The organism is Aureimonas sp. Leaf324 (genome assembly GCF_001423245.1).
Lineage (GTDB): Bacteria > Pseudomonadota > Alphaproteobacteria > Rhizobiales > Rhizobiaceae > Aureimonas.
The window spans coordinates 179,673-195,951 of sequence record NZ_LMOH01000027.1 but is presented as its reverse complement, the minus strand read 5'-3'; the positions used below and the strand labels follow the sequence as shown (position 1 = coordinate 195,951).

11 protein-coding genes are annotated in these 16,279 nt (G+C 69.3%); 4 read left to right on the top strand and 7 right to left on the bottom strand.

Translation table 11 applies throughout. The annotated features are described in order from the left end of the window. Positions 1-16: 16 nt before the first annotated feature. Positions 17-1,939 (top strand): glycosyltransferase family 2 protein, encoded by a 1,923-nt coding sequence (locus ASF65_RS17815; protein ID WP_055892185.1) that lies wholly within the window; start codon positions 17-19, stop codon positions 1,937-1,939. A 28-nt stretch (positions 1,940-1,967) separates the two neighbouring features. On the opposite strand, the gene ASF65_RS17810 is transcribed toward ASF65_RS17815, so the two are convergent. Further along, entirely contained in the window at positions 1,968-2,225 is a 258-nt protein-coding gene (locus ASF65_RS17810; RefSeq protein WP_055892183.1) for a DUF2188 domain-containing protein, read from the bottom strand. Positions 2,226-2,498: 273 nt separating this feature from the next. On the opposite strand from ASF65_RS17810, the gene ASF65_RS17805 reads away from it, so the two are divergent. Next, a complete protein-coding gene (locus ASF65_RS17805; protein ID WP_055892181.1) occupies positions 2,499-5,525 on the top strand; it encodes a calcium-binding protein in 3,027 nt (1,008 codons plus the stop codon). A 1,089-nt stretch (positions 5,526-6,614) separates the two neighbouring features. On the opposite strand, the gene ASF65_RS17795 is transcribed toward ASF65_RS17805, so the two are convergent. The 6 genes from ASF65_RS17795 to ASF65_RS17770 form a co-directional block, all read right to left on the bottom strand. Further along, a complete protein-coding gene (locus tag ASF65_RS17795; protein ID WP_055892175.1) occupies positions 6,615-6,842 on the bottom strand; it encodes a hypothetical protein in 228 nt (75 codons plus the stop codon). Between the two features lie 356 nt (positions 6,843-7,198). Continuing rightward, complete coding sequence (locus tag ASF65_RS21875) at positions 7,199-8,467, bottom strand: DUF4167 domain-containing protein (RefSeq protein ID WP_244486812.1); 1,269 nt, start codon at positions 8,465-8,467, stop codon at positions 7,199-7,201. 336 nt (positions 8,468-8,803) lie between these two features. After that, on the bottom strand, positions 8,804-9,703 hold the full coding sequence (gene prmC / locus ASF65_RS17785) for a peptide chain release factor N(5)-glutamine methyltransferase (RefSeq protein ID WP_055892169.1): 900 nt from the start codon (positions 9,701-9,703) through the stop codon (positions 8,804-8,806). 7 nt (positions 9,704-9,710) lie between these two features. Continuing rightward, a complete protein-coding gene (prfA, locus tag ASF65_RS17780) occupies positions 9,711-10,784 on the bottom strand; it encodes a peptide chain release factor 1 (RefSeq protein ID WP_055892166.1) in 1,074 nt (357 codons plus the stop codon). Positions 10,785-10,836: 52 nt separating this feature from the next. Next, positions 10,837-13,104, bottom strand: a complete 2,268-nt coding sequence (gene ptsP / locus ASF65_RS17775) for a phosphoenolpyruvate--protein phosphotransferase (protein WP_055892163.1) — start codon at positions 13,102-13,104, stop codon at positions 10,837-10,839. 91 nt (positions 13,105-13,195) lie between these two features. After that, a complete protein-coding gene (locus ASF65_RS17770; protein WP_055892160.1) occupies positions 13,196-14,449 on the bottom strand; it encodes an aspartate kinase in 1,254 nt (417 codons plus the stop codon). A gap of 241 nt (positions 14,450-14,690) precedes the next feature. On the opposite strand from ASF65_RS17770, the gene ubiG reads away from it, so the two are divergent. Together ubiG and ASF65_RS17760 are read left to right on the top strand one after the other, a co-directional pair. Next, positions 14,691-15,434, top strand: a complete 744-nt coding sequence (ubiG, locus tag ASF65_RS17765; RefSeq protein ID WP_055892158.1) for a bifunctional 2-polyprenyl-6-hydroxyphenol methylase/3-demethylubiquinol 3-O-methyltransferase UbiG — start codon at positions 14,691-14,693, stop codon at positions 15,432-15,434. Between the two features lie 115 nt (positions 15,435-15,549). Next, on the top strand, positions 15,550-16,026 hold the full coding sequence (locus ASF65_RS17760) for a hypothetical protein (RefSeq protein ID WP_055892154.1): 477 nt from the start codon (positions 15,550-15,552) through the stop codon (positions 16,024-16,026). The last annotated feature ends 253 nt before the right edge of the window (positions 16,027-16,279 follow it).

Genomic DNA, 16,279 nt, shown 5'->3' with positions numbered 1-16,279 from the left:
TTCGAGGGCTGGTCTGTTGCGTGTATCGGAATATGCCCTCGCGGACGAGGACGCCAGCGACCTCGGCCGGGTTTCCGCGCCGGCGCTGGCCGAGGACGGTCTCGCCTTCGTCGGTGCCGGGCTGCCCGCCCTTGCGGCCCCGGTCATCGAAGCCCTGGCCCACCTTCGCCTCGATGCCGAGCGCTTCGATGCCGCCTGCCGGCTGGCCGAGCGGAACGGGTCCAGCGCCGACGAGGAGCTGATCGCAGCCGGTCTCGTGGACGAGGCGACGCTGGCGAGGACCCTGGCCGGGGTCCTCGGCCTCCGCTTCGAGCCGATCCGCGACGACGCTTCGCTGCTTCGCGATGCTCGCGGCGCGTTCGACGCGTCGGAGCGTCACGCCAAGACATGCGATACCGCGATGCGGCCCCGGCTCTACCTCGCCCCCCGGCTCGACCGGCTGGAGGGCCTTGCCGAGCGTCTCGCGCGGGCGCCCGAACTCGCCGCGACGCTGCGCATCGCGACCTTGTCCGACATCGCCGCCAAGCGCTCCGCGGCGAGCGCCGCGGAGCGCTCGACGCGCGCGCGTCTCAGCCTGGCCGCCGACCACAACCGCTGGTCGGCCCGCGACGTGCTGACGCCCGCGCAGGCGGCCGTCGCGGTGCTCGTTCTGGTGGCGCTGGCCCATGCCTGGTTCGCGGCGCCCCGGCACTTCTGGTTCGCGGCCCATGCGACGGCGAGCCTCTGCGCCCTGTCCTTCACCCTCTTCCGCCTGCGCGTCCTCGTCGGCACGGCGCGCGCCGCCAGGCCCCGCCGGGCTCCGCCGCCCGCCCGGCGGGCCGAGGGACCCGCGCCCATCTATTCCGTTCTCGTCGCCCTCCACCGCGAAGCGGCGATGGCCGAGCCGCTGGCCGCGCTCGACTGGCCGCGCTCGCGGCTCGAGGTCTTCTTCGTCTGCGAGGCGAACGATCCCGAGACGATCATGGCGGTGGAACAGGCGATCGCCGGCGAGCCGAACTTCTCCGTCATCGCGACGCCGCGCACGAACCCCACCACCAAGCCGAAGGCCCTGAACTTCGCCCTGCCGCTGACGCGCGGCGACTACGTCGTCCTTTTCGACGCCGAGGACCGGCCCGATCCCGGCCAGCTGCGCGCCGCGCACGCCGCGTTCGAGGCGGCCCCGGCCTCGCTCGCCTGCGTCCAGGCGCCGCTCGTCATCCGCAACGCCGCCAACGGCTGGCTCGAAACCCTCTTCGCGCTGGAATACGCCGTCCTCTTCCGGGCGATCCTGCCGTGGCTGGCGCGCCACGGCCTGCCGCTGTCGCTCGGCGGCACCTCGAACCACTTCCGCCGCGCGGCGCTGGTCGAGGCCGGTGGCTGGGACAGCCACAACGTCGCCGAGGACGCCGATCTCGGCATCCGCCTGTCACGCCTCGGCTACCGGATCGGCACCATCGCCTCGCCGACCTCCGAGATCGCGCCCTCGCGCTTCCTCGACTGGCGCAACCAGCGCACGCGCTGGATCAAGGGCTGGTGCCAGACGTGGCTCGTGCACATGCGCGATCCCGGGCTCGCCTGCCGCCAGCTTGGGCCCCGCGCCTTCCTGACCTTCCAGATCCTGTTCGGCGGCATGATCGCGGCGAGCCTCATGCACGTGATGTTCGCGGGGCATCTGCTGACGGCCGCGTACGCGTATCTCGTGCGGGGCGAGGTCTACATGTCGGCCGGGGTCCTCGCGGCGGTCGACGCCGTCAACATCGCGCTGGCCTATGCGGTGTTCATCCTGACCGCTCGGCTCGTCGCCAGCCCGAGCGAGCGTCCGCTGCTCGGGCGGCTCTGGTCCCTGTGGTTCTACTGGCTGATCGTCAGCCTCGCGGGCCTGCGCGCGATCGGCCAGCTCTTCCATTCCCCCCACATGTGGGAAAAGACCCCGCACCGGGAACCGGCCTCGGGGTCCTGAACCGCCGGCACACCGGCCAGCCCTTGGATCAGGCGCGCGGCGCCTCGCCGTCGATCACGTCGGCATGGGGCCGGTCGTCGCCGCGCGCGACCTCCTCGTGCCAGACGCCGCTGCCGTCCTGGTACTGGATGCCCGCGGTCTCGCCGGCGAGCTCCTGCCGCAACGAGGCATCGCGCGCGGCGGCCAGTGCCCGGTCGTGCGTCGGGAAGGTCTCGGAAAACACTTCCCCGACCTTGTAGGCCCATCCGCCGTCGTGTTCGACGATCTTGTAGTGGATGTCGGACATCGGTCTCCTCCATGCAGTGTCGACTCACACGCAGAACGCCGGTTCACGCGTGGCGTTCCGGAAAACGGCCCGGATTTCCGCCGGTCCCCGCCCGGGCCGACACGGCCAGGCGTTGCAGGATTGCCACCAAGTTGCAATCCGAATTGCCCCATGCAATTTTCGGTTGCATTGCCTTTGCGAGTCGTCCTTATCTGCGATTGCAACCTAAAGTAGGTTCATCAATCGCAACGGCGCTCTCCCTGCGTGTGGAGAGCCGCGCATCGTGGGGGCGTCATGCCGCTTGGAATTATTGTTGACGGAGTCGAGGGCGTCGTCGGTGATGTCGTTGAGCTGATCTCGATCGACCCGGACGCCACTGTCGAAATCACCGGCCTCGAGCTGGATGGCGACATCCTGAATCTTGATATCGACTCTGCCGATATCGCTGGCCTCGTGGAGGTCGATGCCGGCGTTCGTCTGACGCTCAACAACGGCCTCCAGATTCTTCTGGCCGATGTCGACCTCAACGCGCTGAATGGCCTCCTGCAGCTTGACGGCCAGCTGGTTCTGCTGCCGGTCGACGGCCTTGCGGAAGGCGACGAAGACGACAACCTCATCGTCGGCACCGACGGCAACGACACGCTGAACGGCGGCGAAGGCAACGACACGATCCTCGGCCTCGGCGGCGACGACGTCATCGAAGGCAACCAGGGCGACGACACGATCGACGCGGGTGACGGCGACAACACCGTCTACGGCGGCCAGGGCAACGACACGATCGACGCCGGTGACGGGGACGACCTGCTCCTCGGCAACCAGGGCAACGACGAGATCAACGCTGGCGACGGCGAAAACACCGTCTATGGCGGCGACGGCAACGACTTCATCACCGCCGGTGGCGAGGACTCCAACGGCGCCAACCTGATCTACGGCGGCGCCAATGACGCCAAGACCTTCGGCAACGCCGTCGCCGTTCTCCTCGGCGAAGGCGAAGAGGGCGCGGAACTCACCGATGGCCTCGACGTGATCCTCGTCGAATCGGACGGCGACAACACGATCTACGGCGGCGAGGGCGCAGCGGACGCCGAGGACGGCAGCGACGTGATCTACGTCGACGGCGACGGCGACAACCTGATCTACGGCAACGGCGGCAGCGACCTCATCGCAGTGCTGGGCACCGGCAACAACACGATCTACGGCGGCCTCGGCGCCGACGTGATCCTGGCCGGTACGCTCGACGGGATCGCCGGCGACGGCAGTAACCTTTTGGTCGGCGGCGAGAACTCCGCGGACAGCTACACCGACATCCTGCCGGAAGAGTTCACCGGCGAGTTCGACTTCCAGAACCGTGACTTCATCGAGGAAGTCCTCGAGCGCACGGACCCGCTCGCGGGCGTCGACGTGATCGCCGTCCGCTCCGATGGCGACAACACGATCTACGGCGGCACGAGCGCCAGCGACACGACCGATGGCGGCGACATCATCGCCGTGTTCGGCAATGGCGACAATCTCGTCACCGGCAATGCCGGCGAGGACCTGATCGTCATCCAGGGCACGGGCAGCAACACCGTTTACGGTGGTGCCGACAACGACACGATCCTCATCAACACCGGCTTCGGCATCACGCCGATCCCGACGAGCAACACGGCCGCCCTTGCAGCCGTCGCGGCAGGCGACCTCTCCAACGAGACGTTCGTCGCCGGTGGTGCCGGTGATGACGATATCTCCGCGTCGGTCGAGGGCGATATCCTGGTCTACGGCGGCTCTTCCGAGGTCGACGAGACTGACGGCGACGACGACATCTTCGTCAGCGCCGGCCGCAACGCCGTCGTCTTCGCCAATGGCGGTGACGACGACGTCGAGGTCTACGCCCAGCGTGCGACCGTCTATGCGGGCCTTGGCAACGACAGCGTCTATGTTTCCTTCGATACCGACGCTCTGGTTGTCGGCGGTGACGGCGAGGACATCATCGAGGTGTTCGGCAACGGCGACGCCACCGTCTACGGCGGCGGCGCGGACGTCGATCCGGAAAACAGCGCTGACGAAATTTCGGTCGGTGTGGACGGCAATGCCCTGATCTTCGGCAACGGCGGTGACGACTACATCGAGTGGGAGTCCGACGAAGCGACCGTTTACGGCGGTGACGGCAACGACACGATCTACGGCGGCTATGTCTTTGGTGAGGGTGGAAATCTCACCGGCCAGTCCCTCGTCTACGGTGGGGCCGGTTCCGACGTGATCGATATCGACGCCTACGACGACGTGACCGTCTACGGTGGCACCGGCAGCGTGGATCCGACGGACGACGCGGACGATATCGAGGTCGATACCTTCGGCAACGCCCTGGTCTTCGGCAACGGCGGCGACGACGACATCGAAGTCTATGCACAGAACGCCTCCGTTTACGGCGGCGTCGGTAACGACACGATCTATGTCGATCTGTACGGCACCACAGGCGAGAGCTCGCAGGTCTCGGGCGACCAGGGTTCCGACGACATCTACGTCGCCCTCGGCGACGGCAACGTCACCGTGTTCGGCGGCCAGACGGGTGTCGATCCGATGGACGATGCCGACGACATCTATGTCGAGATGTTCGGCTCGGGCAACGCCCTCATCACCGGCAACGGCGGTGCGGACGACATCACGCTCGGATTCAGCCTCGAAGGCGACGTGACCAGCCAGTCGACCATCTTCGGCGGCGTCGGCAACGACACGATCTCCGTCTTTGGCGGCTCGGCCTCGAACAGCGTAACGATCTACGGCGGCGAAGATTCCGATCTCATCGACCTGTCGGACTCGTCGGTCAGCGCCACGGTCTTCGGCGGCCGCAGCTCGCTCGACGCGGCCGATGGCAGCGACACGATCCTGCTCGGGTCCGGCAACTCGCTGGTCTACGGCAACGGCGGCAACGACCGGATCGTCTCGGGCGGCGGCGACAACACCATCGTCGGCGGCGCAGGTGCCGACACGATGGTGGCCGGCGAGGGTGTCGATACGTTCCTGTTCGGCGCCGGGTCCTCGGGCACGGCGTTCGGCGCGGCGGATCGCATCGAGGGCTTCACCGTCGGTGACGACATCCTCGACTTCGGCCTCGCGGCGGGCTCCGCCACGACGTTCGCAACGGGTTCGGCGGCCACCTACGACGGTGCGCTGAACAACGCCAACGCGGCCTTCGCCAACGCCTCGGGTCCGTCGCTCTACAGCTTCCAGACGGTGGGCGCCGATGGCTGGCTCTTCGTCGACAGCGACCAGAACGGCACGGCCGATCTGGTGGTGCAGCTGGCCGGCGTCACCAACCTCGCGGCCTCGGACATCGTCTGACGCCACGCATGACGGCAGGCCGCCCCGCGCGGCCTGCCCATTCCGACAGGGTGCCCTCCTAGGATCCCCACGATACTTCCAAGTCTGGTCGCCCTGCGCGCCCGCTCCCGCCCAAAGGGAGCGGGCGCACTCGTTTCGGGCAAGCCTTCGCCGTCGGCGTCTCACCCAGCCGCCTCGGTGTCGTGCTCGTCTTCGACAGCGCTCGCCGCGGACCGCGGCCGCATGACGGGATCGTGACCGCTCGTCGCCGGTCGACCACCGGCATGGGCTCCCTTGAGAGCGTCGGCGAAGATATTCGGTCTCTCGTGATCGTCGAAGTCGCCAACGCGTCGAACGGTCAGGCAGCGTCTGGCCGTCGAGCCGAACATGCTCGGCGCGAGGCTGGAGACGACCACGACTGGAACTCATGGGTTGGGGGAGCGCGCTGTCGTCGGTAACCGCGCAGGGCGGTCAGAGCCGGCCAGTTCGCCTATCGAAAGCACGCCGACGCCGATGGAGGTCTGTCATCACCGCTCGCCCTTTCGGCTCGCGGGGGGATGCCGCGTTGGGACGCTGCGGTCGGGTCGCGTCGGATGATGAAGCCGCGCCGATGGGCCCGGCAAGGCGGTCGAAGCATCTCCCCGCCCCCTGCCGCCTCGCTCGATGGCCAGAGCTGACGCGCGGCGGCGGAAGGCCGTCCCGGACGTCTCCGTCGCGCCGGACGGCTGCGGTCTGATCCACGGATCGTCCTGATCACCGGATCGTCGTGAAACCGGAAAGCACCGGCCGTCCAAGGGAGAAGGCTGCGCGAAGGTGTGCCGCGCCCGGATCGGCCGGGTTCAGGCGAAACAGACGCCAGGCGACACCGGAATAGCCGGCATCCGCCCCCTTCACGATGGGAGAAGCGGGTGATGTCGGGGATCCCAGGGACCCGACATCTCGACCCTTGAAGTTCGTCGGCAAAGGCCGGTACTGCGAACGGGCGTCTGCCAAGTCCTGGGGTGGCAACCGAAACCTCGTGCCGGCTGCCCGATGATCAACGCCGGCGCTGCGGCCGGCGTCTCGATGGCATCCTACGACGCGATCAGGATCGACACGGGCGTCTCGGCCCTACTGCTCGGGTCCGCCCTCGATCTCGGCGATGGCGTAATCGATCATCCCGGCGATCGCGCCGTGGTCGCGGCGAAGAAGTTCGCGGGCGAGCGACAGCAGGTAGACGGCGGTCCGCTCGTCCACCTGGCGCGACGACTGCGCTTCGCCGGACCGGTCGAAGCTTGCCCCCTCGTCACCTGCGATGGGCTCGGGGCCGCTCGATCCCAGCTTGTATCCGATCGTCATGGTCGCCCCTCCGAAGCCTCTCGATGTCACGCCGCCCGACAGATGTTCACCGTACCAGTTCATCCTCTCTCCCTGCCTTCCCGCAATCATCACTTGCAACTCGCGCTCCGCCACGAAAGCAACAATAGGTTGCATGACAGTTTGATTGCAACCGTTTCCGGCGAGCTTCCGCTACGAGAGTTCCGACCGACCGACAGCGATGCAAATCGGCAACCCTCCGCCACCGCGATCGACGCCTCGTTCCGGTCATCGGCTCCCACCTGCCCTGCATGCGAACCTGCGTCCAAGAACGGCGAAGGGCCCGGTGCGTGCGCGCCGGGCCCTTCGTATTCGACGAGATGTAAAGGCGTCGCGTTCTAGTTGTCGGAGCCGACGAGAGCCGGCGAGCGCTCGTCCCCGCCCTCACCCTCGTCCTTCTTGCGACGGGGCTTCGAGACGCGGCGCTTCGGTGCCGTTTCGTCCTCGCCGATCGGCGACGCCTCGACGGCGGCGGCCGGCCTTGCGGCGCGGCGACGGGCGGGCGCGGCCTCCTCGACCGGTGCCATCGGTGCAGCGACCGGTTCGGACGCAGCAACGGGTGCCGTTGCATCGTCGGTCGGGGTCTCGCGGCGACGACGGCCGCGACCGCGCGCCTCGCCCGCCGCAGCGTCGATTGGGGTGGCGTCGGACACCGCGACCGGCGTCTGCGGCGCGACCGGTTCAGCCGCGACAGGCGGCACCGGCGCAGCGGCGACCGACGGCGTCGGCGCACCCGCCTCGCCGCGGTCGTCGGCGACCGGCGCTTCGACACGCGCCTCGTCGTCGCCATGGCGCTGGCGGCCGAACCGCTCCTCGAAGCGGCGCTCGCCGCTGCGATCATTCATGCGGGCCCGCTCGCGACGGCTCTCGCGCCGGCCGCCCTCGAAACGCTGGCCGTCCTGACGGAGCGCAGCGCCCTCGCCCTCGGCCTCGGGCGCCTGCGGAAAGGGCTGCGGGCCCGTTCCGGGAAGACGCTGGTCACGCTCGCGGCGATCCTCGCGGTTCTGGCCGTCCCGGTTCTGGCCGTCCCGGTTCTGATAGTCGCGATTTTGACCATCGCGGTTCTGGAACGGCCGATCCCCGCGGTTGTCGCGGTTGTCGCGGCGCTCGCCGCGATGGTTCTGGTTGTCGCGGAAGTTCTGGCGCTCGCCTTGCGGGCGGTCTGCGCCCTGGCGCTCGCCGCCATGCTGGCGGTCACCCTGCCCCGGCTGGCGGTCGCCCTGATAGCCGTTCGACTGGCGGTCCTGGCCGCCGCCATAGGGCTGGCCGAGGCCCATGTCGGAACCCTGCGCCTCGTCGCCGTCCTCCTCGTCGAAGTCGGCATAGTCGCGCTCCGGCTGGCTCGGCTGGAACTGCCCCTGCGCGGCGGCCACGATGCGGCCGTAGTGCTCGGCGTGCTGGAGGTAGTTCTCGGCCATGACCCGGTCGCCGGCCGCAGCGGCGTCGCGCGCCAGCGTCGTGTACTTGTCGGCGATGTGCTGGGCCGTACCGCGGATCTTGACGTCGGGACCGTTGGACTCGAAGCTCCGCGACAGCGGATTGGAGCCCTTGCGCTGCCCGCGTCCGCGCATGCGCTGCTTGTTCTGCTGCTGCTGTCCTGGCCTCATGCTCATCCTGTTTTCTGGATCGTCCGGCGTCCCGGGCCGGGTCTTCCTTTTCGTCGCGAGCGGACGTCGCGTCGCCTCGCGGGGGAACTGTCTGGCATCCGGCCGCCCGGCTCCGAGGATCCGGCTGGCAATGCCCTTCATGGAAGCTTTCTGTCCGGTGCGGCGCCATCCCTGGCCGTCTTGCCGAACGGGGCGGCGGCGTTCGAGCGTCCTGCCTGGAGCGCGTTCCGAAGCCGTGGTCGGGGGACAAACCCCTCGCGTCATCCGCCTTTGCCGGGAGACACTAGTGACTCGCCCCTCCGCTCACAAGGGGCAAAGGGCCGAAGACCTTGCAAATCATGCGGTCCGCGCCTCGTTTTCCCCATGGCTGTCGCGCCGGAACCACAGGGCGCGGACGATGCCGGCGAGATCGCTCCGGGTCTCCATGGAGACAAACCCGGCCGCTTCCGCCAAGTGCGCCACATCGTGTTCCTGCCCCCGGCCGATCTCGAGCAGCAACTCGCCGCCGGCCGGCAGAAGCCGCGCGGCCTCCTCGACGATCCGGCGATAGGCGTCGAGCCCGTCCGCGCCGCCGTCGAGTGCGAGCGCGGGATCGAACTGCCGAACGCCGGGGTCGAGCCCCTCGAGGTCGGCGGTCGGAATATAGGGCGGGTTGGACACCACCGCGTCGAGTGGACGGCCGAGCGCCGAGAGGTAGTCGGCCCGCAGCGGCCAGAAGCGGTCCGCGACGCCGGCGGATGCCGCATTGCGCGCGGCCGTCGCCAGCGCCCCTTCCGCGAGATCGATCGCGATGCCCCGCGAGCGCGGAAGGCGCGACAGGAGGCACACGGCGATCGCGCCGGTGCCGGTGCCGACATCGGCAAAGAGGAGCGGCCCGTCGCCCCGGCGCTTGAGCACCTCGCAGGCGAGGTCCACCAGTGCCTCGGTATCGGGCCGGGGTTCCAGCGTCTCGGGCGACAGGGCGAACTCGTGCTCGCCGAACGCGCGATGCCCGAGGATGCGATGCACCGGCTCGAAGGCGAGGCGACGCTCGGCCATGGCCTCGAGCCGCGCCGCAGCCTCGGTGTCGACGGGGTCGCCCGCCCGCAGGATCAGGCCGGCGGCATCGAGATCGAGCGCGGCGGCAAGGAGCAGGCGGGCGTCGAGGTCCGCACTCGCCAGCCCGGCGGCGCGCAGGCGCGCGCGCAGATCGCCAAAGAGGCTTCCGACGGTCGGCGCGGTCGGCGACACGGCCACGGGCGGCTCAGTCGCCCATGGTGGCGAGGCGCGCGGCCTGGTCGTCGGCCACCAGCGCCTCGACGAGTTCGTCCATGTCGCCCTCGATCACGCGGTCGAGCTTGTAGAGCGTCAGGTTGATGCGGTGGTCGGTCACGCGCCCCTGCGGGAAGTTGTAGGTGCGGATGCGCTCGGACCGGTCGCCCGAGCCGACCTGCGCGCGCCGGTCGGCGGAGCGTTCGGCGTCGATGCGCGAGCGCTCCATGTCGAAGAGGCGCGCGCGCAGCACCTGCATGGCGCGGGCGCGGTTCTGGTGCTGCGACTTTTCCGACGAGGTGACGACGATGCCGGTCGGCAGATGCGTGATGCGCACGGCCGAATCCGTCGTGTTGACGTGCTGGCCGCCGGCGCCGGACGAGCGCATCGTGTCGATGCGGATGTCCTCGTTGCGAATGGCGATGTCGACCTCCTCGGCCTCGGGCAGGACCGCGACGGTGGCGGCCGAGGTGTGGATGCGCCCGGCCGATTCGGTGGCGGGCACGCGCTGCACGCGGTGGACGCCCGATTCGAACTTCAGGCGCGAGAAGACGCCCTGCCCCGTCACCGAGGCGATCACCTCGCGGTAGCCGCCGGCCTCGCCCTCGGAGGCCTCCATGATCTCGACGCGCCAGCCGCGCCCCTCGGCGTAGCGCTGGTACATGCGGAAGAGATCGCCTGCGAAGAGGCCGGCCTCCGAGCCCCCGGTGCCGGCGCGGATTTCGAGGATCGCCCCCTTGGCGTCGGCCGCGTCCTTCGGCAGGAGGAGGACGAGAAGCTCCTTCGACAGGGTTTCCAGCCGCTTCTCGACGTCCCCGATCTCGGCGCTGGCGAGATCGCGCATCTCGCGGTCGGACGAAGGGTCCGCCAGCATCTCGCGCAGGCCCGCGAGTTCCGCCTCCGCCGCGCGATAGGCGCGGATGCCGGCGACGACGTCCTCCAGCCCCGCATATTCGGCGGCGAGCTTCGCATAGGTCTCGTGGTCGGGACCGGATGCCATCTCCGAGGACAGCTGATCCGAGCGCCGGAGGATCTCGGTCATGGTGTCGGCGGGAAGAATGGCCATGCGTGTCGTCCGGTGCGGGCGCGCCGGACCGACCGGCCCGGCAGCGACCCTCTCAATGGGGGATGGCGTGCGCCTGCGCGTAGGCTTCCAGCATCTGCCGGAAGGTCTGGCGCGGGTGACGTTCGGCGAGATGGGCGGTGATCGTGCGGTGCAGGTCCTCGGCGTCGAGTTCGAGCAGCATCGCCTTCACCGGCCCGATCGCCGACGAGGTCATGGATATGGACCGGAACCCCAGTCCGATCAACGCCATCGCCGAGAGCGGGCGCCCCGCCATCTCGCCGCAGAGCGTGACGGAGACGGAATGGCGCTGCCCGGCGTCGAGGATCTCGCGCAGCGCCCGCATGAAGGGCGAGGAGAGATCGTCGAAGCGACCCGAGATCTGCGCATTGCCGCGGTCGACCGCGCAGAAGAACTGGAACAGGTCGTTGGAGCCGATCGAGACGAAGTCGACGAGCTGCATCAGTTCGTCGAGCTGGAACAGGAGCGAGGGCACCTCGATCATCGCGCCGAGCTTCAGCCGCCGCGGCATGGCGTGGGCGAAGCGCGTGAGGTGCTTGAACTCGCGGCTGATGAGGTCGCGCGCCTGGCGCAGCTCCTCGAGGTCGGTCACCATCGGGAACATGACGCGCAGCTCGCGCCCTGCCGACGCCTTGAGGAGCGCGCGCAGCTGGGTGCGCATCAGGCCGGGCCGGTCGAGCGCGAGGCGCAGCGCGCGGTAGCCGAGCGCCGGGTTCTCTTCCGGCGACTGATGGAGATAGGGCAGCACCTTGTCGCCGCCGACATCGAGCGTGCGGAAGGTCACCGGCTTGCCGTCGGCCGCATCCAGCACCGCCGAATACAGGCGCTCCTGGTCGCTGGTCTTGGGCATGGCCGAGGCGATCATGAACTGCAGCTCGGTGCGGAACAGGCCGATGCCCGCCGCGCCCGCCGCCTCGACCTGCGGCAGGTCGACGAGGAGGCCGGCGTTCATGAGGAGCGCGATCTCCTGCCCGTCGCGGGTGCGGGCCGGCGTGTCGCGCAGCGCCTGGTAGCGCTGCTGGCGCTTGGCGCGGAACTGGACGCGCTCGACGAACACCTTCTCGACGTCGGCGGGCGGGCGCAGGTGCACCGCCCCCTCCTCGCCGTCGACGATGATCGCATCGCCCTTCTCGGCCATCGACACGGCGCCCTTGGCCTGCCCGACGACCGGAATGCCGAGCGCGCGCGCGACGATCACGACGTGGCTCGTCGCCCCGCCCTCTTCGAGAACGAGGCCGCGGATCTGCTCGCGCCGGTAGTCGAGAAGCTCGGCCGCGCCCATCGAGCGCGCGACGATCACGACGTCGCCCGCAACCCCGTCGCCGAACATGTCGCCGGCCCGCCCCATCAGCTGGCGCAGGAGGCGGTTGGCGAGGTCGTCGAAGTCGTGCAGCCGCTCGCGCAGGAACGGGTCGGAGGCGTGCATCATGCGCGCGCGCATGTCGTTCTGCACCTTCTCGACCGAGGCCTCGGCGGTCAGGCCGTTGCGCACGGCCTCCTCCAGCCGGCGCACCCAGCCGCGGTCGTGCGCGAACATGCGGTAGGCTTCCAGGACGGCGCGGTGCTCGCCCTCCACCGCCATGTCGCGGCGCTGGAGCATGTCCTCGATCGAGATGCGCAGCGAGGACACCGCCTTCTCGAGGCGCGCGACCTCGGCCTCGGCATCCTCGTTGAAGAGGTTGGTGACGACGACGCGCGGCTCGTGGAGGATGACGTGGCCGAGCCCGATGCCGTCGGCGAGCGCCAGCCCCTCGAAGTGGACGGGGCGCGACAGGTCGAGGACGACGCCGGGCCGCGACAGGCCCTCGAGGCTGCCGGCGGCGATCATCTCGGCGACCACCATGGCGACTGTCTCGAGCGCCTCGGTCTCCTCGTCGCGATAGACGCGCTTTTCCTTGTTCTGGACGACCAGGACGCCGAGCGTGCGGCCCGCGCGCAGGATCGGCACGCCCATGAAGGAGTAGAAGATCTCCTCGCCGGTCTCCGGCAGATAGGTGAAGGCCGGGTGCTTCTGCGCGTCCTGGAGGTTGAGCGCGCGGGCGGTGGCGGCGATCGTGCCGACCAGCCCCTCGCCGAGCCGCAGCTGGGCAAGGTGCACCGAGCCGGGATTCAGGCCTTGCGTCGCGTAGAGTTCGAGGATGCCGTCGGCGCGCAGCACGTAGAGGGAGCAGACCTCGGCCACCATGTTGGCGGCGATCTGGCGCACGATCTCGTCGAGGCGCGCCTGCGCCTCGAGCGGTTCGGCCATGAGTTCCCTGATCCGGCGCAGAAGGATGCGCGGTCCCGAGGAGTCGCTTCGCATCAGGCACGTCTTCCGTCGGTCTGCGGTCGGTCCCGGCCCGACGGTTCGATCGGGCCGGAGGAGATTCGGGCGCCCTGGCGGCGCCGTGCGCTCAAGCTTTGTCGAGACCGTAGACGGAATGCAAGGTGCGCACCGCCAGTTCGGTATACTCGCCGTCGATCAGGATCGAGATCTTGATCTCCGAGGTGGTGATGGCGCGGATGTTGATGCCCCGCCCCGCCAGCGCCTTGAAGGCCGTGGCGGCGACGCCGGTGTGCGAGCGCATGCCGATGCCGATCACCGAGACCTTTGTGAGGCCGCGCTCGGACTGGACGACGTCGAAGCGCATCTCGGCCTTCGCGCCCTCGATCACCTGCGTCGCCTTGGCGAGGTCGCCGGCCGGCACCGTGAAGGTCATGTCGGTGCGCGTGCCGTCCTCCGAGACGTTCTGCACGATCATGTCGACGTTGACGCCGGCGTCCGCCAGCGGCCCGAAGATGGCGGCGGCCACGCCCGGCTGGTCCTCGACGCGGCGCAGCGAGATCTGCGCCTCGTCCTTGGCGTAGGCGATGCCGGTGACGACCTGCTGTTCCACGATTTCATCCTCGTCGCAAATAAGGGTACCCGGAGGGTTCAGGAAGTCGCCCATGCCCGGCGCGTCGGGGTCCTCGAAGGAGGACCGCACGAAGGTGCGCACCTTGTGGACCATGGCGAGCTCGACCGAGCGCACCTGCAGCACCTTGGCGCCGAGCGAGGCCATCTCCAGCATCTCCTCAAAGGAGACGCGGGCCATGCGCCGGGCTTTCGGCTCGATGCGGGGGTCGGTGGTGTAGACGCCGTCGACGTCGGTGTAGATGTCGCAGCGATCGGCCTTCAGCGCAGCGGCGACCGCGACGGCCGAGGTGTCGGAGCCACCGCGCCCGAGCGTCGCGATGCGGTTGTCGGGCGCCAGCCCCTGGAAGCCGGCGATCACGGCGACCTGCCCCTCGCCGAAGCGGCGCACGATCTCGGAACCGTCGATCTCCTGGATGCGCGCCGAGGCGTGGGCGCCGTCGGTGCGGATCGGGATCTGCCAGCCCTGCCAGGAGCGGGCGTTGATGCCCATCTGCTGCAGCGTGATGGCGAGGAGACCCGCCGTCACCTGCTCGCCGGAGGCCACCACCGCGTCGTATTCGCGCGCGTCGTGCATCGCGGAGGCCTGCGTGCACCAGCCGACGAGCTCGTTGGTCTTGCCCGACATGGCCGAGACGACCACGGCCACCTGATGGCCGGCGTCGACCTCGCGTTTGACGTGGCGCGCGACGTTCCGGATCCGGTCGATGTCGGCGACGGAGGTGCCGCCGAATTTGAGAACGAGACGCGCCATGACTTCAGACCGATGTCGAGCGGGCCGCCCGCCGTTCGCTCTGCGGGCGTGCCCGTCCATTCAGGAGGGAACACGAGCGCCCGCTTCGATGCCGGTCCCCGATCGGCACGGCGAGCGGCCTCGGTTAGCCGAACCGGTGGTGGAGCGCAAGGCGAGGCGGGCCACCCTGTCGCGCTTGACTTCCCGCCGCCGGGCGGAACATGCCCGGCCAACGCGTTTTTTCGGACAACGGATGAGCACCATGAGCGAGGCACGGCAGACCACGATCGACGCCGGCGAGGTCGAGCGCTTCTCGAAGCTCGCCGCCGAATGGTGGAACCCGCGCGGCAAGTTCAAGCCGCTGCACAAGTTCAATCCGGTGCGCCTCGCCTATATCCGCGAGCAGGTCGGCCTCAACTTCGGGCGCGACCTTCATTCGCTGAAGCCCTTCGAGGGCCTGCGCATGCTCGACATCGGCTGCGGCGGCGGCCTGATCTCCGAGCCGCTCGCGCGCCTCGGCGCCGAAGTCGTGGGCGCCGACGCCTCAGTCACCAACATCGAGGTGGCGCGCCTCCATGCGGCCGAAAGCGGCGTTGCGGTGGACTACCGCGCCGAGACCGCGGAAGCGCTTGAGGAGGCCGGCGAGCGCTTCGACGTCGTGCTGGCGCTCGAGGTCGTCGAGCACGTCTCGGACGTGAACTACTTCCTGACCTCGGCCGCGCGCATGGTGAAGCCGGGCGGCCTCATCTTCGTCGCCACGATCAACCGCACGATGAAGGCGCTGACCTTCGCCATCGTCGGCGCGGAATACGTTCTCGGCTGGTTGCCCAAGGGCACGCACGAATACGCCAAGCTGGTGCGCCCCGGCGAGATCGACGCGCCGCTCGGCGCGGAAGGCTTCACGCGGATCGACCAGACCGGCGTCGTCTACCACCCGCTGGCCGACGCCTGGCGCCGCTCGCGCGACATGGACGTCAACTACATGGTCCTCTACCGCCGCCCCTGAAACGGCCCCCGCCCACTCTTCCGGTCGCCACGGCGATCTGGTAGGGAATGCTTCCGTTGAAAGTCAGGTTTAAGGTCGCCGGGCCTCGGGGCGCGGCGAAGGCCGGGAATTCTCGATGTCAGCATCCCTCGCGCGGCTTGCCCTTCCCTCCGACGAGGATCGCCGGGTCGTCGCCTTTCCGCGTTGCCCGACCGCCAAGCGCATCCATGTCGCCCGCCCCCTGACCGACGACCAGCGGCTCGACCTCGAGCGCCTGCGCTGGTTGGCGCTGCGCTCGCAGCTCGCCCCGCGCGCCGATCTCGAGCGCGCCTGCTACGTCCTCGCCGGCCAGCCCACCGCCTCGCTCGACCGGCTCGCCACCGTGTTCTTCCGTGGCCTGTCCGAGCGGGCCTCGTCCGAAATGGTGATCTACCGTCCCGGTGCCGTGTCGGTGAGCGACGACGAATCCTGGCTCCTACGCCTCGTCGCCGCCTGCCGCGACGGGCAGGACGCGGCGGCGGGCGCCCTCGTCGCCTGGCGCGTCGCCCCGTCGGCGCGGCGCTGGATGCGCTTCCTGTCGGCGGCCATGGTCCGCGCGCTGGACGCCGCCTGACCGGTGCGCCCCGGCCGACCCCGCGAGCACGGTCGGCCCCTTCGGGATGCGCTTCATCCCGCCCTTTCCTATTCCCTCCTGCGGCAGCGACCGATCGCGCATCCGCTTCGGCGCGCCCGTCGAGGAACGGCCGACCCGCCTCGTCCATCCGCTAGTTTAGAATGATTCAAAGAAGGCTTGAAACGGGTCGCCATCGCATCTAGTTTGGAATCATTCCAATTCGCCCTCGCAACTCGTGGGCAAGACCACGCGT